Origin of the sequence: Streptosporangium heterodermiicola (genome assembly GCF_051390675.1) — a bacterium.
Lineage (GTDB): Bacteria > Actinomycetota > Actinomycetes > Streptosporangiales > Streptosporangiaceae > Streptosporangium.
Map to the genome: position 1 here is coordinate 497,774 of NZ_JBPJSR010000001.1, position 24,220 is coordinate 521,993.

The following is a 24,220-nucleotide window of genomic DNA, read 5'->3' on the forward strand; positions in this document are numbered from 1 at the left end:
ATCAGCCGCTACGCTTCCCCCGTGAGCAAGAGCAAGAACAAGGGCGGCCAGGGAACCCCCGCGACGGTGGCCCTGGCCCAGGCCAAGGTCGATTTCACCCTGCACCCCTACGAGCACGACGCGAACGCGCAGGCCTACGGCGAGGAGGCGGCCGACGCCCTCGGGGTGCCGTACGGGCAGATCTTCAAAACCCTGGTGGCCGAGGTGGAGAGCGGGCTCGCCGTCGCGGTGGTGCCGGTGGCGGGCAAGCTCGACCTCAAGGCGTTCGCGGCGGCGCTGGGGGGCAAGCGGGCGGCGATGGCCGACGCGGCCAAGGTCGAGCGGGTCACCGGCTACGTGGTCGGCGGCATCAGCCCCCTGGGGCAGCGCAGGCGCCTGCCGACCGTGGTCGACGCCTCCGCGCTCGGCTTCGCGACGATCTACTTCTCCGCCGGGCGGCGCGGGCTGCAGATCGAGACCGCCCCCTCGGAGTTGGTCCGGCTCACCCAGGCCGTCACCGCCCCCATCGGCAAAACCGGCTGACGACCTCCCGGGGCCCCACGGGCCCCACCTGGGCGAGGCCCCACAAGACGGACCCGCTCCCCCCGCAAGGTCCTGTCGAAGGTTGCCGACGCGGCGCGCGGCGGCGTTCGGTCAGACTCGGTACGACAGGACACACCTGACCAGGGCCATCGGGGGGAAGATGCACTATTTGACCGCTACCGAGATGATCGAACTGCTACGCACCAGACAGGTCGGCGCGGTCGAGCTGCTCGACGCGCACCTGCGGCGGATCGAGGAGGTCAACCCGGAGGTCAACGCGATCGTCACGCTGGTGGCCGAGCGTGCCAGGCGGGAGGCCGAGGAGGCCGACCGGGACCTGGCCCGCGGCCGTTGGCGGGGGCCGCTGCACGGCCTGCCGGTCGCGCACAAGGACCTGGCCGACACCGCGGGGATTCGCACCACGTACGGCTCCCCGATCTTCGCCGACCACGTCCCCCACGCCGACGCGCCGATCGTGCGGCGGATGCGCGAGGCCGGGGCGATCACGGTCGGCAAGACCAACACCCCGGAGTTCGGCACCGGCTCGCACACCGTGAACGAGATCTTCGGCGCCACCCGCAACCCCTACGACCTGTCGAAGTCGGCCGGGGGCAGCAGCGGCGGGGCCGCGGCGGCGCTGGCGACCGGCATGGTGGCGCTGGCCGACGGCTCCGACATGGGCGGCTCGCTGCGCAACCCGGCCTCCTTCTGCAACGTGGCGGGGCTGCGGCCCACCCCGGGGCGGGTCCCCTCGCCGTCGCCCGTCGCGGCCTGGTTCACCCTGGGCGTGCCGGGCCCGATGGCCCGTACCGCGGAGGACCTGGCGCTGCTGATGAGCGCGGTGGCGGGGTTCGACGCCGCCTCCCCCCTGTCGATCATCGGGAGCGGCTCCGCCTTCGCCGGGCCGATGGACCTCGACCTGACCGGGCTGCGGGTGGCCTGGAGCCCTGACCTGGGCGGGCTGCCGGTCGACGCGGAGACGGCCAAGGTCACCGCGGACGCCCCGGCCACGCTCGCGGAGCTGGGCGCGCGGGTGGAGCGGGTGGACCTGAACCTGTCCGCCGCCGAGGACGCCTTCCGGATCTACCGGGCGTGGTACTACGCGCTCTCCTTCGGCGACCTGCCGCAGGAGAGCCTGGGCGCGAACGTGCGCTGGAACGTCGAGCGGGGCCGCGAGGTGACCGGCGCCGACCTGGCCCGCGCGGAGCGGCTGCGCAGCGGCCTCTACCAGCGGATGAACTCCTTCTTCGACACCTACGACTTCCTGATCGCGCCGGTCAGCCAGGTGCCGCCGTTCCCGGTGGACGCCCCGTACGTCTCGGAGATCAACGGGGAGGCGCTGCCCGACTACCTGGCGTGGATGCGCTCGGCCTACTGGGTCAGCGTGCTGCACGCCCCGGCGGCGTCGGTGCCGTGCGGGTTCACCTCCGGCGGGCTGCCGGTGGGGGTGCAGATCATCGGGCGCCCCTTCGCCGACATGGCGGTGCTGCGGCTGGCCCACGCGTTCGAACGCGCCACCGGCCACGGCTCACGCCGCCCGCCCCTCTGACCCGGCCCTCACCCCCCGGGAGCACGGAACGAGGGCGCCTACCGGTCGCCGAACCGGTCGCTGATGTCGTACGACGACAGCGGCCCGTAGGGGTCGTTCCCGCCGAACGGCCAGCGCAGCGGGGAGTCGCGGTAGCCAGCGATGCCCTCCAGGGCGAAGAAGAGACCGGCGGCCAGCGTCGGCCACGCGAACAGCACCCCCCTGGCGGTCAGCACCAGCGGCCCCGCGATCAGCGGCCTGGACGTCCCCGAGGCGGTGACGCTCACGGCCCCGAGGTTGACCGTCTCCCCGACCACCAGCGCCAGGTACGCGCCGGCCAGGCCGCCCGCGGCCAGGCCCACCACCACCGGCAGCGGGCGGCCCCCGCGCGACACGCTGTAGCCGACGGCCCCGCAGACGAGCCCCAGCGCGCCGGTGATCAGGGCGAACCAGCCGTCGGCGGCGATCAGCGCCTGCGTGGAGGGATCGGCCAGCAGCGGCCCCTCGCTCGTCGCGACGTACGGGGCGCGCGGCGCGGCCAGCGACCACAGGATCCCGGCGACGACCCCGGCCAGCGCGAGCACCAGCACGGTGATCACGAAGTCACGCACACCGCGCACCATGGTTCCCTCACCCTCTGTGCAGATGTGCCCGATGTTACATAGCCCTCGGCCCGGCGCCATCCGAGGCTTCGACCGAATCCCGTTACTCTGGCGTTGTGAATGAAGAGGTATGGCTGATCGAACCCTCCGGGCCGCTCCGCGGTGATGTCGAGGTCCGCGGCTCCAAGAACGGCGTCTCCAAGCACATGGTCGCCGCGATGCTGGGCACCGGTGAGAGCACGATCCAGAACGCCCCCGACGTGGGCGAGGTGGGGATCACCGCGCAGATGCTGAGGGCGCTCGGCATCGACGTGGAGATCAGCTCGGGGGAGATCTCCGTCGCCCCGGGGAAGCAGATCAACCCGCACGTCCCCGCGGCGTTCACCGGTCTCAACAGGATCCCGATCCTGATGCTCGGCCCGCTGCTGCACCTGGCGGGCGAGGCGTTCGTGCCGCTGGTGGGCGGCGACCCGATCGGCCGCCGGCCCGTCGACTTCCACGTCGAGGCGCTGCGCGCGATGGGCGCCGAGGTCGAGGTGAGCGACACGGGGGTGTACGCCAAGGCCAAGCGGCTGCGCGGCACCCGGATCGAGCTGCCCTACCCCAGCGTCGGGGCCACCGAGACGATCCTGATGTCGGCGGTGCTGGCCGAGGGCAAGACCGTGCTGAAGGGCGCGGCGATGGAGCCCGAGGTGGTGGAGCTCGCCCTCTTCCTGCAGCGCATGGGCGCCCGCATCGAGCTGAGCCCCGACCGGCGCATCGTGATCGAGGGCGTGGAGCGCCTGCACGGCGCCTCCACCTGGCTCAACGGCGACCGCATCGAGGCGTTCTCCTACCTGGCGGCCGGTCTGATCACCGGCGGGCAGGTGCGGGTGCACGGCTGTCCCCAGGACCGGCTGGTGACCGCGATCACCACCCTGGCCAGGATGGGCGCCGAGGTCGACATCACCGACGACTACCTGTCGGCGTCCGCGCCGCACGGGCTGCGGGCCGCGGCGGTGCAGACCGACACCCACCCGGGGTTCATGACCGACTGGCAGACGCCCCTGATGGTGCTGTTCACGCAGGCCCAGGGCATGTCGGTGCTGCACGAGACGGTGTTCGAGAACCGCCTGGTCTACGTGCCCGCGCTGCAGAGGATGGGCTGCGAGATCGAGGTGTTCGACGTCTGCCTCGGCGGCCCCGCCTGCCGATACCACGACACCAACGCCAAGCACTCGGCGGTCGTGCGCGGCGTGTCCAGGCTGAGCGGCGCCGATGTGACGCTGCCCGACATCCGGGCCGGGTTCTCGGCCGTGCTGGCCGCCGCCGCCGCCGAGGGCACCTCCACGCTGCGCGGGGTGCACCACATCGAACGGGGCTACCACCGGCCGTTCGAGCAGTTCGCCTCGCTCGGGCTGAAGATCAGTCGAGAAAAGGTGCAGGACGGGTAAGGATTGGCAATCGGGCGTTTGTGGGTGATCACCCGGTCGCACGTTACTATGCGTGACATCGCGCCCAGAGGTGAGACGTGGTCCCGGCGCGTGCCTGCGCGGGCTGTTGGCCTGCGGGGTGTTCGGCGGGCTGCTCGCCGCCCTGGCCGCGCTGCCGCTGGTCGGCACGGCCGGGCTCACCGTCAACAACGTCACCAGGACCCTCACCGACCTGCCCCCGAGCCCCCGGGAGAACCCGCTCCCCCAGCGCACCGTGCTGCTGGACAGGAACGGCAAGCGGTTCGCCCAGTTCTACACGGAGAACCGGACGGTCGTGACGCTCGCCCAGGTCGCCCCCGTCATGCGTGACGCGATCGTGGCGATCGAGGACTCGCGTTTCTACGAGCACGCGGGCCTGGACATCAAGGGCACCCTGCGCGCCCTGGTCACCAACACCAAGGCGGGCGAGGTGCGGCAGGGCGGGTCCTCGCTCACCCAGCAGCTCGTGAAGAACATCCTGGTCGAGAACTCCGAGAGCGACACCGAACGCGCCCAGGCCCGCGCGCCCAGCGTCCAGCGCAAGATCACGGAGTTGCGGTACGCGCTGGCGATGGAGCGCAAGTACAGCAAGGCCGAGATCCTGGAGCGCTACCTCAACATCGCCTACTTCGGCGCGGGCGCCTTCGGGGTGGAGGCCGCCGCCCAGCGGTTCTTCTCGGTCCCGGCCGCCCGGCTCACCCTGCCCCAGGCGGCGACGCTGGCCGGCGCGGTCCGCACGCCGTACGCCACCGACCCGTCTCTGGACCTGAAACGCAGGGAGCGGCTGCGCGAGCGCAGGGACATCGTCCTGGACCGGATGGCCCAGCTGTCGTACGTCACCCCGGCGCGGGCCGAGGCCGCCAAGAGGCGCCCGCTGGCCATCCGCCTCAAGCCGGAACCCGGCGGCTGCCAGGGGAGCGTCTACCCCTACTTCTGCCTCTACGTGCACCGGGAGCTGCTGACCAACCCGGCCTTCGGCCCCACCCGCGCGGAGCGGGAGCGCCGCCTGGCCAGGGGCGGCATCGTGCTGCGCACCACCCTGGCGCCGAAGGCGCAGCGGGCCGCGCAGCGCGCCATCGCCGCGAGGGTCGGCAGGAGGGACACCGAGGTCGCGGCCGAGGCCATGATCCAGCCGGGCACCGGCCGGATCCGGGCCATGGCGGCGAGCAAGCGGTACGGCAGCAACGGCGGCAATACAGCGAACACCAAGAACGGCCCCGACACCACCTACAACCTGGCCGCCGACATGGCGCACGGCGGCGGCCAGGGCTTCCAGGCGGGATCGACGTTCAAGGTGTTCACCCTGGCGACCGCGCTGGCCCAGGGCTGGCGGTTCGACCAGGGCTTCATGACGCCGGGCAGTTTCGTCCCCGGCAGCGGTTTCACCGACTGCGAGGGCCGCAAGGTCAACGACCCCGGCGCGGAGATCTTCAACGCCAGCGGCGAGGGCAAGGGCGGCCCGCAGAGCCTGTCCACCGGCACCTGGAAGTCGGTGAACATCTTCTACATGATGCTGGAGCAGCGGGTGGGCCTGTGCCCGGTCGTCACGACCGCCAGGGCGCTGGGCATCGCCCGCGCCGACGGCACCCCGCTGCGGGAGGTGCCGACCTTCACCCTCGGCGTGAACGAGATGGACCCGGTGACCGTGGCGGCCGCGTTCGCCGCGTTCGGGGCGCGGGGCCGCTACTGCCGCCCGATGGCCATCGTCGAGATCGTCGAGCGGGACGGCAGGCGCTTCAAGGTCCCGCCCAGCTGCGCGCGGGCGATCGAGCGCGACGTGGCCGACGCGGTCAACCACCTGCTGGCCGGGGTGTTCACCAAGGGCACCATGACCGGCCAGGACATCGGCCGCCCGGCCGCGGGCAAGACGGGCACCAACAACGGCTACACCTCGGCCTGGTTCGCCGGTTACACCCCCGACCTGGCGGCGGCGGTCAGCGTGGGCGACATCCGGGGCTCGTACCGCTACCCGCTGACCGACGTCGAGATCGGCGACGAGTACTTCGGCGCGGTGCAGGGCGCCTCCCTGCCGGGACCGATCTGGGTCTCGTCGATGTCGGCCGCTCTCGACGGCACGCGCGAGACCCGCTTCCACCATCCCGACATGGGCCGTTTCGGCGGCGGGTTCACCCCAGGCATGAAGGAGGCCCTGGCCAGGGAACGCGAGGAGGAGGGCGCCGAGGGCGCTGACGCCGAGGGGCGTCGCGGCGCCCGGGGAGACCACGGACGCCGCTTCCGCGAGGAGTACAGGTACCGGGACGGACGCGGGTACCGGGAGGAGCGGCGCTACCGGCAGGAGCGCCGGTACCGGGGGAACGGCGCCCACCGCGGGTACCGAACCCCCCACTGGCGCGACCGCCCCCGCTGACCGGTGCCTGGTGAACCGGTGCCCGGACGCCGGACCGCTCGACCTGCCGAGACGGGAGGAGCACCGGAAGCCCCTCGCCGCCCCCGCCACCCGGCACCCGGTCGGCGGACGCGCGCCCGGACACCGTCCCCCCCCCGGAACCGGCCGACCGGCGGGTCAGCGCTTGACCAGCACCTGCTGGGTCGGCAGGAGCACCGGAGGCCGGGAGCCCTTCGCCGTCGCCGCGAGCGGCCCGCACAGCGCCCGCATGAGGTGGCTCGCCATCGCGTAGTCGATCGCGTGCGGCTGGATGTCGCCGTTCTCGTCGACGCTCTGGTACTTCATCAGGTTGAACCCCAGGGAGAGCTGGCGCCGGCCGTCCTCGGTGGACAGGGAGACCGTGCCCATGCCGAACACTCCCCCGTCGTGGCCCCAGAACCGGCCGCAGGGCAGGTCCTGGGCGTAGACGCCGAGACCGTAGTTCATGATGACGTTGCCCTCGGCGTCGGTGACCGGCACCGTCGTCCGCATCTGGGCGAGCTGCGCCGGGGCGAGCAGCCGGCCGCCCAGCAGTTCCCGGTAGAACCGGTTGAGGTCCTCCATGGTCGCGACGACGGCACCCGCCGTGCCCGCCCACGACATGTCGTAGACGCTGTAGTCGCGCGGCGGGTCGATGTAGCCGTACAGCGCCTCGTACGCCTTGGAGTGCGGCCCGGGGATGACCGGCGTGCGCGGGAAGGACGTGTCGCGCAGCCCGGCCCGCCGGATCACGTGCCGGGTGATGTACGCCTCCGCGCCGGTGCCGGTCACCTTCTCCAGGAGCAGGCCGGCGATCACGTAGTTGGCGTTGGAGTACGACCACCCCTGCCCCGGCTCGCCCGTTCGGGGTGCCTCCAGCGCGAACCTCACCAGCTCCGCCGGGCTGATCCTGCGGAACCGGTTCTCGTCGAGGCTCCGCGGGGAGGCTTCGAGGAGGGAGGGGAAGGCGCCCGCGATGTAGTCGCCGATGCCGCTGGTGTGGTTGAGCAGCATCCGGACCGTGGTCCTCTGCCCGAGGTCGTCCGGCAGCAGGCCGGGGAGATAGCGGGCGACGGGCGCGTCCAGCTCGACGCGGCCCCGTTCGGCCTGCTGGAGGATCGCCACGGCCGTGAAGGTCTTGGTGATGCTGCCCACCCGGTGGACCATCCGGGGGTGGACGGGCCGCCGGGTCCGCACGTCGGCGACGCCCGCCGCCCCGAGCCACTTCGACCCGCCGTCCCGGACGGCGGAGTAGGTGCCGTACATGCCGGCCTCGTGCATCGCGGCGAGGCTCAGCCGGAGCGCCTCGCGGTCGAGCCCGGTCTCCCGCCCGGCGGACACCGAGGGCGCGGGTACGGGTTCGGCGGACGCGGGAGGCGCGACGGCCCAGGTCACGAGTATCGCGCTCAACCCGAGGCCGGCGATCGTCCGTCCACGGTGGGGAAGTCGCGCGAGAGTCATCGGCTGTCAGCTCCTCAGATCCGGAATGTACGACATAACGATCATCGCAATTCCGGCCCGGCCCGCCCTCCTCACCGCGGACGACCTGTTCCTGGTCCGCCAGGACGAGGGCCGGGGCGCGCCCCGATGCAAAATGTCACATGGATCGCGTCAGGCTCCGAGGCAGGCGGGGCCGAGCAGTTGCTTCAGGTCGCCCATCAGGGCCGGGGACGGCGAGACCCGCAGGCGGTCGTCGAGGCGCACGATGGTGGTCTTCGGACCGTTGTGGACCTGCAGGTGCACCTCGGTGGTGCCGGGGTGCGCGGTCAGCACCTCCTTGAGGCGGCCGACCACCGGCGGGGTGCAGCGGGCCAGCGCGAGACTCACGGCGAGCGGGCCACCGGCCTCGCGGGTCAGGTCGGGCGCCGTCACCTCCATCGCGATGATCTTCCCGACGTCCTCGCGCTTGTCCAGGCGCCCCTTGACGAACACGATCGCGTCCTCGGCGAGCACCGTCGCGCAGAGCTGGTACGCGGACGGGAAGATCATCACCTCGATCGCGCCCTCCAGGTCCTCCAGCTGGGTGAGGACCCAGGTGTCGCCCTTCTTGGTGACCTTGCGCTGCAGGCCGCTCAGGATGCCGCCGACGGTGACGACCTGGCCGTCGGGACGGTGCTCGTCCTGCAGCGCGGCGACGGTGCAGTCGGCGCCGGAGGCGAGGATGTGCTCCACGCCGAAGAGCGGGTGGTCGGAGACGTACAGGCCGAGCATCTCCCGCTCGAACTGCAGCAGGGTGTTCTTGTCCCACTCGCCCACCGGGATCTGCACGTCGAAGGTCTCGTCCTCGGCTCCCTCGACGGCGCCGAACAGGGAGTCCTGTCCCTGGGCCTCGTTCTTCTTGATCCCGATGATGCTGTCGACGGCCTGCTCGTGGATCATCACCAGGCCCTTGCGCACGTGCCCGAAGGAGTCGAAGGCACCGGCCTTCACCAGCGACTCGATGACCCGCTTGTTGCAGACCACCATGGGGACCTTGCGCAGGAAGTCCTTGAAGTCGGCGAAGCGGGTCTTCTCCCGGCGCGCGGCGATGATCCCGTCGACCACGTTGCCGCCGACGTTGCGGATCGCCGACAGGCCGAACCGGACGTCGGTGCCGCGCGGGGTGAAGTCGAAGTCGGAGTCGTTGACGTCCGGCGGCAGCACCTTGATGCCCATCCGGCGGCACTCGTTCAGATAGAGGGCCGACTTGTCCTTGTCGTCCTTGACCGAGGTGAGCAGGCCCGCCATGTACTCGGCCGGGTAGTTGGCCTTGAGGTAGGCGGTCCAGTAGGAGACCAGGCCGTACGCGGCGCTGTGCGCCTTGTTGAAGGCGTAGTCGGAGAAGGGCAGCAGGATGTCCCAGAGCGTCTTGATCGCGGCCGCCGAGTAGCCGTTGTCCTTCATGCCCTGCTCGAAGGACTCGAACTGCTTGTCCAGCTCCGACTTCTTCTTCTTGCCCATCGCGCGGCGCAGCAGGTCGGCCTTGCCGAGCGAGAACCCGGCGACCTTCTGCGCGATGGCCATGACCTGCTCCTGGTAGACGATCAGGCCGTACGTCGTGCCGAGGATCTCCTGGAGCGACTCCTCGAACTCCGGGTGGATCGGGACGATCTCCTGCTGGCCGTTCTTGCGCAGCGCGTAGTTGGTGTGGGAGTTGGCACCCATCGGGCCCGGCCGGTACAGGGCGCCGACGGCGGAGATGTCCTCGAAGTTGTCGGGCTTCATCAGCCGCAGCAGCGACCGCATGCCGCCGCCGTCCAGCTGGAACACGCCCAGGGTGTCGCCCCGGCCGAGCAGCTCGTACGTCTTGCGGTCGTCCAGCGGCAGTTTGAGCAGGTCGATCTGCTCGCCGGTGTTGGCCTCGATCATCTTCAGGCAGTCGTCGATGATCGTGAGGTTGCGCAGGCCCAGGAAGTCCATCTTCAGCAGGCCGAGCGTCTCGCAGGTCGGGTAGTCGAACTGCGTGATGATCACACCGTCGGAGTCGCGGCGCATGATCGGGATGTAGTCGGTCAGCACCTCCGCCGACATGATGACCCCGGCGGCGTGCACGCCGGTCTGCCGGATCAGGCCCTCCAGGCCCCTGCCGAGGTCCATCGCCGACTTGACGTCGACGTCCTCCTCGTACAGCCTGCGCAGCTCGCCCGCCTCGTTGTAGCGCGGGTGGTCCTTGTCGAAGATGCCCGACAGCGGGATGTCCTTGCCCATCACCGCGGGCGGGAACGCCTTGGAGACCTTGTCACCCAGCGCGTACGGGTGCCCGAGGACGCGAGCCGCGTCCTTGATGGCCGCTTTCGCCTTGATGGTGCCGAAGGTGGCGATCATCGCGACCTTGTCGGCGCCGTACTTCTCCGTCACGTAACGGATCACGTCGCCGCGCCTGCGCTCGTCGAAGTCGATGTCGACGTCGGGCATGGAGACGCGGTCGGGGTTGAGGAACCGCTCGAAGATCAGCCCGTGCGGCAGCGGGTCGAGGTCGGTGATGCCCAGCGCGTACGCGGCCAGCGAGCCCGCGGCCGAGCCTCGCCCGGGGCCGACCCGGATGCCGTTGTTCTTGGCCCACATGATGAAGTCGGCGACCACGAGGAAGTAGGAGGGGAACCCCATCTGCAGGATGACGCCCATCTCGAACTCGATCTGCGTGCGGTGCTCATCGTCGACGCCCTCGGGGAAGCGCCGGTCCATGCCCGACCAGATCTCCTTGCGGAACCAGCTCTCCTCGGTCTCCCCCTCGGGCAGGGGGAAGGTGGGCATCAGGTTCTTGAAGCCGAACATGCCGCTCGGGTCGACCTTCTCGGCGACCAGCAGGGTGTTGCGGCAGCCCTCGGCCCACAGGTCCGAGGAGTCGACGGCGCGCATCTCGTCGGCGTTCTTGATGTAGTAACCGCTGCCGTCGAAGCGGAAGCGGTCGGGGTCGGACAGCTGCTTGCCGGTCTGGATGCACAGGAGCGCGTCGTGCGAGGTCGCGTCCGACTCGTAGGTGTAGTGGGAGTCGTTGGTGACCAGCGGCGGGATGCTCAGCTCCTTGGAGATGCGGGTCAGGCCCTCGCGGACCCGGCGCTCGATGTCGAGCCCGTGGTCCATGATCTCCAGGTAGTAGTTGTCCTTGCCGAACAGCTCCTGGAACCTGGCCGCCGCCGCGACCGCCTCGTCGTACTGGCCCAGGCGCAGGCGGGTCTGCACCTCGCCCGACGGGCAGCCGGTGGTGGCCATCAGGCCCTCGGCGTGCTCGGCGAGGATCTCGGCGTCCATCCGGGCCCACTTGCGGACGAAGCCCTCGGTGTAGGCGCGCGAGGAGAGCTTCATCAGGTTGCCCAGGCCCGTGGCGTTCTTCGCCCAGATGGTCATGTGGGTGTAGTAGCCGCCCGCGGAGACGTCGTCGCGCTTCTGGTGCGGCTCGCCCCACAGCACCGGCTTCTTCTGGTGCCGGGAGGCCGGGGCGACGTAGGCCTCGATGCCGATGATCGGCTTGATCCCGGCCCCGGTCGCCTGCCTGTAGAAGTCGTAGGCGCCGTGCATGTTGCCGTGGTCGGTGATCGCGATGGCGGGCATGCCCAGGTCACCGACCTGTTTGAACATCTGCTTCAAACGGGCGGCCCCATCCAGCATGGAGTATTCCGTGTGAACGTGCAGATGCACAAACGAGTCTGACATGCGGCCCCGTCCTCCCCTAGTCGCACCGTCGGCGGGGAAAGCGTATCCAAATCTGGGTTTCGAAAGTGCCCTGTGCGCCGGGTGTGCTCCAGGTCGCCTCTTCCCCCGCGACGCCCCGGACCTCCCGGCGCGAGGTCTACCCTTGCTCCATAGTACGAGTAACGATATATATCGCCCATGGCGCTACGCGAGCAGAGTTACCTGATCCTGCTGGCCCTGTCCGAGGGCCCGCTGCACGGATACGGCGTGGCCAGGACGGTGCGCGAGCTGTCGGAGGAGCGCGTGCGGCTCGGCGCCGGCACCCTCTACGGCGCCCTGGACCGCCTGTCGGGAGAGGGCCTGATCGGCGTGGTCAAGGAGGAGGTCGTCGACGGCCGCCACCGGCGCTACTACGGCCTCAGGGGCGAGGGCCGCACGGTCCTGGCCGAGGAGACGGCCCGGCTGACCCGCCTCGCCGCCACCGCCCGGCACCGGCTCGACCTACGGCCGGAAGTCATGTGAACCGGCCGGCCCTGGGGCGTTCAGTCCCGGGGCGCTCGGTCTTGGGGCGCCGACCGGCGTTCCTCGGCGAGGTGGAGGCCCGCCTCGATGACGGCGTTCATGATGGGGGCGAGCCTGGCCTCGCCCAGGACGGGGGCGCGGCGGGCCATCTCGGCGACCAGCCGCCGCTCGCGGTCGGCGTCGCGACCGGCGAAGCCCCCGACGGGCTTGAGGCGCTGGATGGTCCCGGCCAGCTCGGCGCGGCGCTCCAGGAGGACGGCGAGGGCGGCGTCGACGCGGTCGATGGCCTCGCGGGCGGCGCGCACGGAGTCGGGGCTCTCCCTGCGGGTGAGGGCGCCGACGATCCGCACGGCCTCGCGGGCGGCCAGCGCGTCCCGCTCGGTGGCGGAGGGGTCGAGGAGCAGGCCGTCGGCCCCGGCGGCGATCGCCGCGGCGGCCAGCGCGGGGTCGGCGCCGAGCCCGGCCAGCACGGGGCGCCCCGACCTCTCGCACGCGGCGCGCAGCAGGGCCAGGTCGAGAGCGGCTCCCCCCGGGTAGGCGCGGCCGCCGCCCTCGCAGAGCACGATCCCGTCGTTGCCCTCCGCCACGCAGTGACCGGCGACCTCCAGCCACTCCTCCAGCGTCGCGCGGGGGTCGCGCTGGACGAGCACCGGCAGGCCGAGCCCGGCGGTGGCGCGTACCAGCGCGGAGTCGCGCATCCAGGCCGCGCCGACCACCGCGCCGTCGGCCCCCTCGGCGATCAGCGGCAGGTCCTCCGCCGAGGACGGCTCCACCAGGACCGGCCCCGTCCCCTGGGCGCGGGCCGCCGCCACGGCCTCGGGCGCGAAGGTTGCGGAGGTTGCGGAGGTTGCGAAGACTGTCGCACGGCCGTGTCCGTGGTGGTCCCGCAGGCTGATCCAGTGGGCGTCCGCGCCGGGCCCGCCGATCACCACGGCCGGTCCGGCGCCCACCGTGAGCGTGCCCATCCGTATCGCCGCGCGTTCACGGTGGGTGGCGTACCGTGCGGTGGACGACATGAGGCTCCCCATGTTCGGCCGACGCGCGTCCCGCGAGCCGGCGGCCGTTCGGAAAGGGACTTCGGACAGAGAAAGAGGCAGAGACTTCGCGTCTCCGCCTCGTGCCTGCTCCGTCCGGTCGCTAGTTCAACACTGTCACGATCGGCTCTCCGGAGCCGAGCCATTGGACACAAAGTGACAGGTCATGCGGCCAATCTTAGGTCACCTTCCCGACATCCGCCACGTACTGGACATCGGATCTCAAGATATGGACCTTTCCAGAGCCGGGTGAGTCGATCACTTTACCGGGCTATGAGAGTATTCGGGGGTTCAGAAGGAGGTAAGCCGGTTGATGGCCGAAGCACAGCCCGAGGGGCGCCGTATCGCCTCCCGCTACCACCTGCTCGAAGCCATCGGCCGGGGTGGCATGGGCATCGTGTGGCGGGCCCATGACGAGCTCCTCGACCGCGAGGTCGCGATCAAGGAGGTCCGCTACGCCGACATGCTCGGCGAGGACAACCAGGAGGACTTCAACCGGCGCACCAAGCGCGAGGCGCGTGCCGCCGGTCGCCTGGCGCACCCGAACGTGGTGGTCGTCCACGACGTCGTCGAGGAGGACGGGCGTCCCTGGATCGTCATGCAGCTGGTGGAGTCGCGTTCCCTCGGCAAGGTGCTGCGCCAGGACGGCCCGCTGCCGCCGCGCCGGGTCGCGGAGATCGGCCTCAAGCTGCTGGAGGCGCTGCGCGCCGCCCACGCCCAGGGAGTGCTGCACCGCGACGTCAAGCCGGAGAACGTGCTGCTGGCCGACGACGGCCGGGTGGTGCTGACCGACTTCGGCATCGCGACCCTCGAAGCCGAGACCGCGCTGACCATGACCGGCATCGCGGGCACCCCCGCGTTCATCCCGCCGGAACGCATCAAGGGCGGCAGCGCGCAGCGCGAGTCCGACCTGTGGTCGCTCGGCGCGACCCTGTACGCCGCAGTCGAGGGCAGGCCCCCGCACGACCGGGGCGGGGCACTGCCGACCATGCACGCCATCCTGAACGACGAGCCCGAGCCCCCGGCCCACGCCGGGCCGCTCGCCCCGGTCCTCGAAGGGCTGCTCCGCAAGGATCCGGCGCTGCGCATGCCCTACAAGGAGGCCGAGCGGCTGCTGCGCCGGGTGGCCGAGGGCGACGGCGACCGGGGCCGGCCCGCGAGGACCGCCGTCATGCCGGCCGTGAGCCCGGCGGACGAGACCGACCCCGGAGTCGGCTTCCGGCCCGGCGCCGTCCCCGAGACGGGCGCGAAGCTGGACTCGGTACCCCCGGCTCAGCAGAAAGACGCCCCGCCCGCGCGCCGCGAGGAGCCGCGGAAGGCCATCCCGAAGGCGCCCGCCGAGGACGCGCGGCAGGAGTCCGCCCCCGCGGCGGCCGGTGCCGTGGAGAGGCCCGGGAAGGCTGAGGAACCCAAGAAGGAGCCCGAGAAGGCGCCCGAGAAGGACGCGTCCGCCGCGAAGAGCGGCCAGGCTGCCGGGGTCGGAGCCGGAGCTCCCGTCTCGGCCGCCGGAGCGGGTGCCCAGGTCTCCGCGCCGGACTCCGAGCAGGGCTCCGACGCGGAAACGGACCCGAAGGCGAGCCGTCCCGCCGCCGAGGGCACGCCCGTTCCCCCGGTGGCCCCCGCCGAGAGCGCGCCCCCGATCCTGGCCAGGTTCGCCCCCAAGCCGAGGCCCGCCACCACCCCGAAACCCGAACCCGCCCCGGAGCCCGAGGCCGCGGCCGCGCCCCCGATCCTGGCGAGGTTCGCTCCCAAGCCGAGGCCCGCCGCCGACCCGAAGCCCGAACCCGCCGCCGACGTCGCGGCGGCCCGCGAGGCGAGGCCGGGCACGGCGGCCTCCGCGTCCCCCGGCGCGGCGGTTCCCGGCTCCACCGCCGGGCGGCGGCCCGCGCCCCGGGCGAGCCGTGAGAGCGCCCCCCCGGCCGGGGAGCAGGAAGCCGCGCGCCAGAAGCCCGCCGCGCGTCCCAACCCCTTCCCGCCCGTGGGGCGGGAGCCCGCGCCGAGGCCGGAACCCGTCGTGGAGCCCGTCTCCGCCTCCAGGGCCGAGCCCGCTCCGCGCGAGGAGCTCGCGCCCCCCCACGCGGGAGGCGGCGGCGCCTACTCCGGGAACCACGACACGCTCGCCTCGCGAGGGCCGGGCGGCTCCCCGGTGAGGCGTGGTCTGCTGGTGCTCGTACCCGCGCTGCTGATCGTCGGCGGGATCGCCGGCTGGCTCGGCCTGCGCAGCGGCGACGGCGACGAGACCCCGCAGGCCAGGCCTGGCGAGCCGAGCGCGTCCAGCGCGTCGAACGCTCCGAGCGGCACCGCCGAGACGACGCCGGAGGGCTCGCCGGACCCGGAGACGTCGCCGTCCTCGTCGGCCTCCTCCTCGGAGTCGCCTTCGGCGTCCCCCTCGTCCAGCCCGAGCCCCACCAAGACGGAGAAGAAGTCCGCCCTCCCGTCCGGATGGCGAATGCACAAGGACGGCAACGGCTTCTCGATCGGCCTGCCCAAGGGGTGGGCCGTGGAGAAACGGCCCGGCCAGCAGGTGTGGTTCCGCGGCCCCGACCGGACGAGCTTCGTCTTCGTCGAGTACGTCGACAAGGCGAACCCCGATCCGAAGAAGGACTGGGAGAACCAGGAGAGGGCCGTCCGGGGCAACTTCTCCGGCTACCAGCGGATCAAGATCGCGAACGTCAAGTACATGGAGAAGGCCGCCGACTGGGAGTTCACCTGGAACACCAGCTCCGGCAAGGCTCGCGTGATCAACCGGGGGTTCGTCACCAAGGGCGGCCGGGGGTATGCGATTTACTGGCATACCCTGGCCAAGGACGCGAAGAAGAACATGCATCTCTTCGAAGGGTTCACCGCGACCTTCTCCTCGAAAAAGTGAGCGGGAGCCCTGACGCCCGCGGTCGGTGAGCTTGGAAGGGCGGGGGATGGCGGAGAGAAAGGTGGCGGGCCGCTACCGGCTGCTCGAACACATCGGCGAGGGCGGCATGGGCATCGTCTGGCGCGCCCACGACGAGCTCCTCGACCGGGTGGTGGCCGTCAAGGAGGTCCGTTACCGGGGGGTCGACGAGGCCGCGCGCACCGACCTGAACCGGCGCACCATCCGCGAGGCCAGGACGGCGGGGCGTCTCGACCACCCCTCCGTGGTCATCGTGCACGACGTGGTCGAGGAGGACGGGCGTCCCTGGATCGTGATGCAGCTGGTCCGGTCCCGGTCGCTGGGCGAGATCGTCCGCACGGGCGGGCCGCTCCCGCCCGAGCGGGTCGCCTCGGTGGGGCTGCACGTGCTGGGCGCGCTGCGGGCCGCGCACGCCGCTGGGGTGCTGCACCGCGACGTCAAGCCGGAGAACGTGCTGCTGGCCGACGACGGCCGGGTGGTGCTGACCGACTTCGGCATCGCCTCCATGACGCAGGAGACCGGCATCACCCGTACGGGCGCGATGGTCGGCACCCCCGCGTTCCTGCCGCCCGAGCGGCTGCACGGGCTGCCCGCCACCGCGGAGTCGGACCTGTGGTCGCTCGGCGCGACGCTGTACGCGGCGCTGGAGGGCCGTCCTCCGTTCGAGCGGGCCACGGCCGCCGCCACCATGATGGCCGTCCTGCACGGCGAGCCCAGCCCGATGGCCCATTCCGGGCCGCTGTCGGCGGTGATCCTCGGCCTGATGGCGAGGGACCCCGCCGCCCGGATGGGCCCCGACCAGGCCGAGGCCCTGCTCGGCCGCGCCTCCTCCCCCGCCTCCCCGGGTCCGGCCGCCGGGCGGGCACCGCGTCCCGGGCCTGTCTCCGGGCGGGCGTACGCCTCCCCCGGGTTCCCCACCGACCCGCCGCGCGCCGACCCGCCACCGCGTCAGGACACGCGTCAGGACGTGGGACGGGGCGCGTGGCAGCCGGGGTACGGGGACTCCCCGAGCGGTCCCGGGCGGCCTTCGCACCCCGCCACGCCCACGCCCACACACCCGGGACAGTCGCCGTACGCGTCCGGGCACACGCGGCCCGAGCAGCCTCAGTACCCGCGGCACCCCGAGTCCCACGCGCGGCCCGAGCCGTACGCGCACGACGAGCGGCCTCCGTACGCGTACCACGAACAGCGGTCCCCGTTCACGCATCCCGGACAGGGGGCGTACGGCTCCGAGCCCTCGTCTCCCGGTTCCCGGCCGGGGCGGGAGCGGCCCACGGACACGGGAGCCGAGCCCGTACGACGGGCGCGGGCGGGGCGGCTGGCGCTCCTGGCCGGGGTGCCCGCGCTCGCGGTGGCGGTCGGGGTCGGCGGGTGGCTGTTCCTGCGGGACACGGGTATCACGGTGGACACCGGTGACGGCCAGGCCGAGGTCACGACCCCGGCCACCGACCCCACCCAGGAGCCCACGCCGGAGCCGACCCCGACGGCGACGCCGCGTCCTTCCCGGACCGTCCCCGCGGGCTGGCGGCTGCACCGCGACCCGATGGGCTTCTCCGTCGCGGTGCCCATGAACTGGCAGGTCAAGCGGTTCGCCGGCCGTGACAGGGTGGAGTTCCGCGCCCCCGGCGCGAGCGGTTTCCTGTGGATCGAGTCGACAGACGACCCGGAGAAGAACCCGGTCAGGCACTGGCAGAAGGTGGAGAGGGCCGGGACGGCCGACAACGTCTGGCCCGGCTACCGGCGGATCGGCATCACCTCCCTGGTGTACCGGGGGGTGCCGGCCGCCGACTGGGAGTTCACCTACCTCAGGAACGGGGTCCGCACCCGCGTCCTGGACCGGGGCTTCCGCACCGTCGCCGACAAGCCGTACGCGATCTACTGGGAGAGCCCTGCGGCCGGCTGGGACCGCTCGTTCTTCGACACGTTCACCAGGACCTTCCGGCCATGAGCGGCACATGAGCGGCCTGGAGAGGGCGCGTTTCTGGCGTACTCCGGCCCTGCCGGGGGTGGAACTCCTCAAGGCCAGATACGTGACCCACCGTTTCCCGCCGCACGTGCACGACAGCTACGCGATCGCGATGGTCCTGTCGGGGGTGGAGGAGTTCGCCTACCGGGGCACCGTCCACCGCGCGGGGCCGGGCAGCCTGAGCACGCTCAACCCCGAGGAGGCGCACGACGGTTACGCGGGCGTCCCGGGCGGGTGGTCCTACCGGGTGCTGTACCCATCGGTCGAGTTCGTCTCCGGGATCGCCGCCGAGCTGATGGCCGGGCACGGCACGCCCTGCTTCCCCGAGACCGTCACCTACCACCAGCCCACCGTCGCGCTGCTGCGGGCCGCGCACGACGCCGCGGAGGGGGGCGACGACCTCGCCTCCTCGACGCTGGCCCGCACGGCCTTCGCCGCCCTGCTCAGCCGGCACGCCTCCCGCCGTCCCGCGGACACGCCGCGCTGGGACGTCGACCCCGCGGTGCGGCGCGCCCGGGAGATCCTGCACGAGCGGCTCGTCGACCCGCCCACGATCGAGGACCTGGCGCGGGCGGTGGACGCGAAGCCCTTCACCCTGATCAGGGCCTTCAAGGCGGCCACCGGGCTTCCCCCGCACGCCTACCTGAACACGCTGCGGATCATCCGGGCCCGGCGGCTGCTCCAGTCCGGCACGCCTCCCGCGCAGGTCGCCGGGGACGTGGGGTTCACCGACCAGGCCCACCTGAACAGGCACTTCACCCGGACGGTGGGCGTGCCGCCGGCCGCGTACCAGCGTGCAGGAACGTACAAGACCGGGGTTTAAAACCGGACATAAGCTCACCTGCCATGGAAACAACCACTCGTTCCTCCGCGATCAGGGACGGACTGGGCGTGGGGATCGCCGTCGGCCTGTCGGGGGTGGCCTTCGGCGCCGCGGCGGTCACCGCGGGGCTCAGCGTCGCGCAGGCGTGCGTGCTGAGCCTGTTCGCCTTCACCGGCGCCTCGCAGTTCGCCCTGGTCGGCGTCGTCGCGGGCGGCGGCAACCTGGTCGCGGGCACGGCCGGCGCGATGCTGCTGGGCGCCCGCAACAGCCTGTACGGCCTCCGGATGGCCGGGGTGCTCGACATCCGGGGCTGGCGCAGGCCGCTGGCGGCCCAGGGGGTGATCGACGAGACGACGGCGGTCGCCCTGGCCCAGCCGGACGAGGAGTCGACCAGGACGGCGTTCCTGGTCACCTTCGCCACCCTCTATCTGACGTGGAACGCCACTACCCTGGCCGGCGCGCTGGGCACCTCCTGGGTGGCCGACCCCGCGGTGTTCGGCCTGGACGCGGTCGGCCCCGCGACGTTCCTCGCCATCCTGTGGCCCCGGCTCACCGGGAGCGGCGCCGAGGCCCGCTCGCTGCGCCTGATCGCGGGCTGCGGCGCGGCGGTCGCGCTGGCCGCGACCCCGTTCACCCCGCCGGGCGTGCCCGTGCTGCTCGCGTCCGTGGCCGTGCTCGCGGTGATCCTGAGGAGGCCCAAGTGACCGTGCTCACAGTGATCCTGAGGAGGCCGAAGTGACCGTCTGGTGGGCCATAGCCGCCACCTGCGCCGCCTGTTACGCGCTGAAGCTCGCCGGGCTGTCGGCCCCGCGCCGCGTCCTCGACCACCCCGGGGTGCAGCGTTTCGCGACGCTGGTCCCGGTGGCCCTGCTGGCGGCGCTGATCGCGGTGCAGACCTTCGGTGACGGGCAGGCGCTGCACCTCGACTGGCCGCGCACCGCGGGGATGGGTGCCGCCGTCGTGGCACTGATGCTGCGCGCCCCGTTCCTGGTGGTCCTCGCGGCGGCGGCCGTCGTCACCGCCGCGCTGCGCCACCTCCTGAGCTGAGGTCGTCGGCACCGCGCCACGCTCGGGCCGGGCCGGAAACGTCACCGCCACCCCACCTCCTGAGCCTGGAGCGTCCGCTCCGGTCCGGGCGGGAACGTCAGCGCCGGGCCTCGCTCCGGGCCGGGCGGGAAACGTCAGCGCGGGGCCGCGTTCCGGGCCGGGCGGAAATGTCAGCGCCGGGCCTCGCTCCGGGCCGGGCCGGGGTCGTCGCCTCGTGCCGTGTCAGGGGCGGGGCAGGTGCCGGGGGCGCCCGTGCCGCGCGGGAACCGTACGCGGAAGGTGGCGCCGGCGCCGGGGCGCGAGGTCACCGTGGCGTCGCCGCCGTGCGCGGCGGCGACGGCGGCGACGATGGACAGCCCGAGGCCCGCGCCCCCCTGGCGGGCGCCGTCGCGGGGATGACCGGCCCGGTGGAAACGCTCGAAGACGAGTGCGCCCTGCTCGGCGGTGAGACCCGGCCCCTCGTCGGCCACCTCGACCACGGCGTGTTCGTCGTCCACCCGGATCCTGACGACCGCCGGGGTCCCCTCGGGGGTGTGGCTGAGCACGTTGGCCAGCAGGTTGCCGACGATCTGGCGGATCCTGGCGGCGTCTCCGGGCACCTCGACGGGCCCCTCGCACTCCAGCGAGAGCGGCCTGAGCGGCTCGATGGCGAGGGTGTCGGCCACCGCGTCGGCGGCGAGCGAGGTCAGCTCCACCGGGGAACGCTCCAGGGGACGGCCCTGGTCGAGGCGGGCCAGCAGCAGCATCTCGTCGACCAGGGAGCCCATCCGGGTGGCCTCGGCCTCGATCCTGCGCATGGCCTTGGCGAGGTCCTCGGGCCGGGTGGCCGCGCCGCGCCGGAACAGCTCGGCGTAGCCGCGGACGGAGGCGATCGGGGTGCGCAGCTCGTGGGAGGCGTCGGCGACGAAACGGCGCAGCCGGTCCTCGGACGCCTCCCGTTCGCGGAACGCCTCCTCGATCTGGGCGAGCATCTGGTTGAGCGCGTGGCCCAGGCGGCCCACCTCCCCGGTGGCGGGCGCCGCCTCGACGCGGCGTTCCAGGTTGCCCTCGCCGATGGCCGCCGCGGTCTCGACGATGCGGTCAAGCGGGCGCAGCCCCCGGCGGATCAGGTGGGTGGCGAGCAGGGTGAGGCAGGCGAGCGCGAACACCGAGGAGCCGATCATGACCAGGGCGACGCGTTCGGTCAGCTCGTCGGAGGCGGCGACCAGCGCCTCGGGGGTGGTCAGGGCGAGCAGCCGGGCGCTGCCGTGGCCGCGCCAGTCCTGCAGCGCGCCGAACGTCGCCCCCGCCGCCGTCCCGAGGGCGAGGGCGACCAGGCCCACGACGGTGAGCACGAGGCGGGTCCGCAGCGACATCAGTCTTCCCTCGGCAGGCGTACGACGTATCCCACCCTGGGAACGGTGTGGATGAGCGGCGGGTGCGACGCGTCGACCTTGCGGCGCAGGTAGCTGATGTAGGTCTGCACGACCCCGTCGTTGCCGCCGAAGTCGTACTCCCACACGTGGTCGAGGATCTGCCGCTTGGAAACGACCTTGCCCGCGTTGGCCACCAGGAAGCGCAGCAGCTTGAACTCCGTCGGGGTGAGGTCGACGCGCCGGCCGTCGCGCCACACCTCGTGGGCGTCCTCCTCGATGACCAGGTCGGCGAAGGTCACCCTGCCGCCCTCGGCGCCGGTCCGCCGGGTCCTGCGCAGCACGGCGCGGATCCTGGCGATCAGCTCCTCCAGGCTGAACGGCTTGGTGACGTAGTCGTCACCTCCCACGGTCAGCCCGCCGATCTTGTCCTCGGTGGCGTCGAGCGCGGTGAGGAAGACCACCGGGACCTCGGAGCCCGTCATCCTGATCCGGTGGCAGACCTCCGTGCCGAGCACGTCGGGCAACATCACGTCGAGGACGATCAGGTCGGGAGCGAAGGTCTCGGCCAGCGACACCGCCGCGGCACCGGTCTCGGCGATCGCCGTCTCGAACCCCTCGTAGCGGAGGGCGGTCGCGACCAGATCGGCGAGATATGGCTCGTCGTCTACCACCAGTATGCGGCTCACCTGACAAGTCTCACTCAGAAAATCTTCGAAAGACCATAGAGAACTCTGTGAAGAGTGATTCACAGACCGCTCTAAGAGCGGGCACACGGACATCGAAGATCTTTTTGTTGCACTGGGTGACATGGAGAGAATCTCGGTTTTCGTACTGCGACGCAAAGGGCTGGTCGCCCTGCTGGCCGTGCTGGGATTCCTGGTGGGTATGGGCGCGACGCCGATCGCGATTCAGCGGCTCTCCGAGGAATACTCACATCCAGGAATGCCCGCTTTCGATGCCAATCAGGAAATTGTCAGAATTTACGGGAATGGCGGTTATCAGCGGCCGTTCGTCCCGGTCGTCGTGCTTCCCGAGGGAACGCGGGCCGACGAGCGGAAGGAGGCGATCGGCCGCGCCTTCGCCGCCGTCTCCGCCAGGCTTCCCCAGGCCCGCGTGGTCTCGTACGCGAGCACCGGCGACCCCCGGCTGGTCGGCACCGACGGCCGGACCACGTTCGGGCTGGTCTTCCCCGGCACCTACTCCGACGGCAGCCCGCCGGGCGGCGGTCTCGGCGAGACGCCGAACGAGAGCCCGGTCATCGTCGAGGCGATGACCCCGGCGCTGCCGCCGGGCGCGAGCGTCCACGTGACGGGGCTGGACACCCTCGCGCCGAGCGTGGACGCGGGCGGCGTGGACGTGCCCGCCAAGATCGGCATCGGGGTGATCGCCGCGGTGCTCGTCCTGCTGCTGGTGTTCCGCTCGGCGCTCGCCTTCGTACCGCTGCTCATCGCGGTCCTGTCCATCTTCGTGTCGTTCATCGTGATCCTGCTGCTGACGCTGGTGACGACCGTGCACGACGTGGCCCTCACCACCATGCCGCTGCTGGGCCTGGGCATCGCGGTCGACTACTCGCTGCTGCTGGTCGCCCGCTGGCGGGAGGAGCGGGCGGGCGGGCACCGCGGCGACGAGGCCGTGCACCGGGCCATGGCGGGCGCGGGGCGGGCGGTGCTGTTCAGCGGCGTCGCGGTCGCGATCGGCCTGGTGACCATGGTGGTGCTGCCGGTGCCGTTCCTGCGCAGCCTCGGCCTCGCCGGGATGATCATCGCGGCGGTGAGCGTGGCCACGACGCTGACCGTGCTGCCGGTGCTGCTCGCCCTCACCGGGCGGCGGCTCGACCGCAGGCGCGCCCGCGACGGCCGGGCCGAGCCCCCCTTCCGGCGCGAGGCGCGGGCCGGGCGGGCCTGGTCGGCGTGGGCGCGCGGCGTGGTACGGCTGCGCCGGCCCGCCGCCCTGCTCACCGGCGGGGTGCTGGCCGCGCTAACGGTGACCGCCCTGGGCGTCAACCTCGGCCTGCCGGAGAGCAGGAACCTGCTGACCTCGGGGCCCGGCCACGAGGGGCTGTCCGCGCTGCGCCAGGCGGGCGTCCCGGCCGGCTCGATCACCCCGTTCGACGTCCTGGTGACCGGCGACCCCGTCCAGGCCGCCGAGAGGTTGCGGGGCGTGGAGGGCGTGTCGGCGGTGCTCGCCCCCGGCGGCCCGTCCTGGCGCCGAGGCGGCACCGCCGTCGTCACCGTGCTCCCTGCCGCGGAGAACGGCACCCCGGAGGGCGAGGCGACCATCAAGCGGGTGCGCGAGGCGGCACCGGCCGGCGCGCGGGTCGGCGGCAACGCGGCGCAGAGCATGGACTTCCAGGAGCGCGCCTACGGGGCGTTCCCCTGGATGCTCGGCCTGATCGCGCTGGTCACGTTCGTCATGCTGGCGCGGGCGTTCCGCTCGCTGCTGCTCCCGCTGAAGGCGATCGTCCTCAACCTGCTCTCGCTGGGCGCGGTGATCGGCGCGATGGTGCTGCTGTGGCAGTTCGGCTGGGGGACGAGGGAGCTGCTGGACATCCAGCCCACCGGCTCGATCGGCGAGTTCGTGCCGCTCACCGTCTTCGCCTTCCTGTACGGCCTGAGCATGGACTACGAGGTGTTCATCCTGGCCAGGATGCGTGAGGAGTACGACAGGTCGGGCAGCACGGAGCACGCGGTGATCGAGGGCGTGGGCCGCACCGGGCGGCTGGTCACCTCGGCGGCGCTGATCCTGTTCATCTCCTTCACCGCGCTGGCCATGACCCCCGAGCTGGACGTGAAGGTGTTCGCCAGCGGCCTCGCCCTGGGCATCTTCCTGGACGCCACCCTGATCCGCGGCGTCCTCGTCCCGGCGGTGGTCGCGATGATGGGCCGCTGGAACTGGTGGCTGCCCGTCTGGACGGCGCGGCTCCTGCGGGTGGAGCCCTCCCCCTTGAGAGGGGAGAACCCCGAGCCGGTCAGGATCCCCGAACCGGTCTAGGTTCCCGGAACCGGT

The 24,220-nt window shown here is 72.2% G+C and carries 17 protein-coding genes; 11 read left to right on the forward strand and 6 right to left on the reverse strand.

The genetic code is table 11. From position 1 onward, the window contains the following. Positions 1-21: 21 nt before the first annotated feature. Together ybaK and ACSC1Q_RS01975 are read left to right on the forward strand one after the other, a co-directional pair. Complete coding sequence (gene ybaK, locus ACSC1Q_RS01970) at positions 22-522, forward strand: Cys-tRNA(Pro) deacylase (protein WP_362842810.1); 501 nt, start codon at positions 22-24, stop codon at positions 520-522. 160 nt (positions 523-682) lie between these two features. Next, a complete protein-coding gene (locus ACSC1Q_RS01975) occupies positions 683-2,071 on the forward strand; it encodes an amidase (RefSeq protein WP_436756884.1) in 1,389 nt (462 codons plus the stop codon). Between the two features lie 38 nt (positions 2,072-2,109). Here ACSC1Q_RS01975 and ACSC1Q_RS01980 read toward each other — a convergent pair whose 3' ends face one another. Then, on the reverse strand, positions 2,110-2,661 hold the full coding sequence (locus ACSC1Q_RS01980) for a hypothetical protein (protein WP_436756885.1): 552 nt from the start codon (positions 2,659-2,661) through the stop codon (positions 2,110-2,112). A 107-nt stretch (positions 2,662-2,768) separates the two neighbouring features. On the opposite strand from ACSC1Q_RS01980, the gene murA reads away from it, so the two are divergent. Beyond that, positions 2,769-4,085, forward strand: coding sequence for a UDP-N-acetylglucosamine 1-carboxyvinyltransferase (gene murA / locus ACSC1Q_RS01985; RefSeq protein WP_436756886.1), 1,317 nt, complete (start codon positions 2,769-2,771; stop codon positions 4,083-4,085). A gap of 52 nt (positions 4,086-4,137) precedes the next feature. After that, on the forward strand, positions 4,138-6,471 hold the full coding sequence (locus tag ACSC1Q_RS01990; protein ID WP_436756887.1) for a transglycosylase domain-containing protein: 2,334 nt from the start codon (positions 4,138-4,140) through the stop codon (positions 6,469-6,471). Between the two features lie 156 nt (positions 6,472-6,627). Here ACSC1Q_RS01990 and ACSC1Q_RS01995 read toward each other — a convergent pair whose 3' ends face one another. Then, positions 6,628-7,929, reverse strand: coding sequence for a serine hydrolase domain-containing protein (locus ACSC1Q_RS01995; RefSeq protein ID WP_436756888.1), 1,302 nt, complete (start codon positions 7,927-7,929; stop codon positions 6,628-6,630). 150 nt (positions 7,930-8,079) lie between these two features. After that, positions 8,080-11,601, reverse strand: coding sequence for a DNA polymerase III subunit alpha (dnaE, locus tag ACSC1Q_RS02000; protein WP_436756889.1), 3,522 nt, complete (start codon positions 11,599-11,601; stop codon positions 8,080-8,082). 177 nt (positions 11,602-11,778) lie between these two features. Between dnaE and ACSC1Q_RS02005 the strand changes: the two genes are divergently transcribed. After that, complete coding sequence (locus tag ACSC1Q_RS02005; RefSeq protein WP_436756890.1) at positions 11,779-12,102, forward strand: PadR family transcriptional regulator; 324 nt, start codon at positions 11,779-11,781, stop codon at positions 12,100-12,102. A 20-nt stretch (positions 12,103-12,122) separates the two neighbouring features. Here the strand turns inward: ACSC1Q_RS02005 and ACSC1Q_RS02010 are convergent, their stop codons facing one another. Then, positions 12,123-13,118, reverse strand: coding sequence for a chorismate mutase (locus tag ACSC1Q_RS02010; protein WP_436756891.1), 996 nt, complete (start codon positions 13,116-13,118; stop codon positions 12,123-12,125). Between the two features lie 331 nt (positions 13,119-13,449). Here ACSC1Q_RS02010 and ACSC1Q_RS02015 point away from each other — a divergent pair, with 331 nt between their 5' ends. From ACSC1Q_RS02015 to ACSC1Q_RS02035, 5 genes are read left to right on the forward strand one after another with little or no spacing between them, the layout of a single operon-like run. Beyond that, positions 13,450-16,005 (forward strand): serine/threonine-protein kinase, encoded by a 2,556-nt coding sequence (locus ACSC1Q_RS02015; protein WP_436756892.1) that lies wholly within the window; start codon positions 13,450-13,452, stop codon positions 16,003-16,005. Between the two features lie 46 nt (positions 16,006-16,051). Further along, positions 16,052-17,971, forward strand: a complete 1,920-nt coding sequence (locus tag ACSC1Q_RS02020; protein ID WP_436756893.1) for a serine/threonine-protein kinase — start codon at positions 16,052-16,054, stop codon at positions 17,969-17,971. Between the two features lie 7 nt (positions 17,972-17,978). After that, positions 17,979-18,812 carry an AraC family ligand binding domain-containing protein gene (locus ACSC1Q_RS02025; RefSeq protein ID WP_436756894.1) on the forward strand — a complete coding sequence of 278 codons (834 nt, stop codon included), beginning with the start codon at positions 17,979-17,981 and terminating at the stop codon, positions 18,810-18,812. Positions 18,813-18,835: 23 nt separating this feature from the next. Next, positions 18,836-19,516 (forward strand): AzlC family ABC transporter permease, encoded by a 681-nt coding sequence (locus ACSC1Q_RS02030; RefSeq protein WP_436756895.1) that lies wholly within the window; start codon positions 18,836-18,838, stop codon positions 19,514-19,516. A 31-nt stretch (positions 19,517-19,547) separates the two neighbouring features. Beyond that, complete coding sequence (locus ACSC1Q_RS02035; protein ID WP_436756896.1) at positions 19,548-19,859, forward strand: AzlD domain-containing protein; 312 nt, start codon at positions 19,548-19,550, stop codon at positions 19,857-19,859. 170 nt (positions 19,860-20,029) lie between these two features. Here ACSC1Q_RS02035 and ACSC1Q_RS02040 read toward each other — a convergent pair whose 3' ends face one another. Both ACSC1Q_RS02040 and ACSC1Q_RS02045 read right to left on the reverse strand, forming a co-directional pair. Further along, on the reverse strand, positions 20,030-21,214 hold the full coding sequence (locus ACSC1Q_RS02040) for a sensor histidine kinase (protein ID WP_436756897.1): 1,185 nt from the start codon (positions 21,212-21,214) through the stop codon (positions 20,030-20,032). Continuing rightward, positions 21,214-21,900 carry a response regulator transcription factor gene (locus ACSC1Q_RS02045; protein WP_350967133.1) on the reverse strand — a complete coding sequence of 229 codons (687 nt, stop codon included), beginning with the start codon at positions 21,898-21,900 and terminating at the stop codon, positions 21,214-21,216. The genes ACSC1Q_RS02040 and ACSC1Q_RS02045 overlap by 1 nt, the downstream gene beginning before the upstream one ends. Positions 21,901-22,021: 121 nt before the next feature. On the opposite strand from ACSC1Q_RS02045, the gene ACSC1Q_RS02050 reads away from it, so the two are divergent. Further along, positions 22,022-24,205 (forward strand): MMPL family transporter, encoded by a 2,184-nt coding sequence (locus ACSC1Q_RS02050; RefSeq protein ID WP_436756898.1) that lies wholly within the window; start codon positions 22,022-22,024, stop codon positions 24,203-24,205. Positions 24,206-24,220: the final 15 nt, after the last annotated feature.

Excerpts from the sequence above, each read along its gene's own strand:
- ACSC1Q_RS02005 (WP_436756890.1), top strand. The coding sequence starts at position 11,779 with ATGGCGCTACGCGAGCAGAGTTACCTGATCCTGCTGGCCCTGTCCGAG.
- ACSC1Q_RS02020 (WP_436756893.1), top strand. The coding sequence starts at position 16,052 with ATGGCGGAGAGAAAGGTGGCGGGCCGCTACCGGCTGCTCGAACACATC.
- ACSC1Q_RS02050 (WP_436756898.1), top strand. The coding sequence starts at position 22,022 with ATGGAGAGAATCTCGGTTTTCGTACTGCGACGCAAAGGGCTGGTCGCC.
- ACSC1Q_RS02015 (WP_436756892.1), top strand. The coding sequence starts at position 13,450 with ATGGCCGAAGCACAGCCCGAGGGGCGCCGTATCGCCTCCCGCTACCAC.
- ACSC1Q_RS01975 (WP_436756884.1), top strand. The coding sequence starts at position 683 with ATGCACTATTTGACCGCTACCGAGATGATCGAACTGCTACGCACCAGA.
- dnaE (WP_436756889.1), bottom strand. The coding sequence starts at position 11,601 with ATGTCAGACTCGTTTGTGCATCTGCACGTTCACACGGAATACTCCATG.
- ACSC1Q_RS02030 (WP_436756895.1), top strand. The coding sequence starts at position 18,836 with ATGGAAACAACCACTCGTTCCTCCGCGATCAGGGACGGACTGGGCGTG.
- ACSC1Q_RS02025 (WP_436756894.1), top strand. The coding sequence starts at position 17,979 with ATGAGCGGCCTGGAGAGGGCGCGTTTCTGGCGTACTCCGGCCCTGCCG.
- ACSC1Q_RS02040 (WP_436756897.1), bottom strand. The coding sequence starts at position 21,214 with ATGTCGCTGCGGACCCGCCTCGTGCTCACCGTCGTGGGCCTGGTCGCC.
- ACSC1Q_RS01995 (WP_436756888.1), bottom strand. The coding sequence starts at position 7,929 with ATGACTCTCGCGCGACTTCCCCACCGTGGACGGACGATCGCCGGCCTC.
- ACSC1Q_RS02010 (WP_436756891.1), bottom strand. The coding sequence starts at position 13,118 with ATGTCGTCCACCGCACGGTACGCCACCCACCGTGAACGCGCGGCGATA.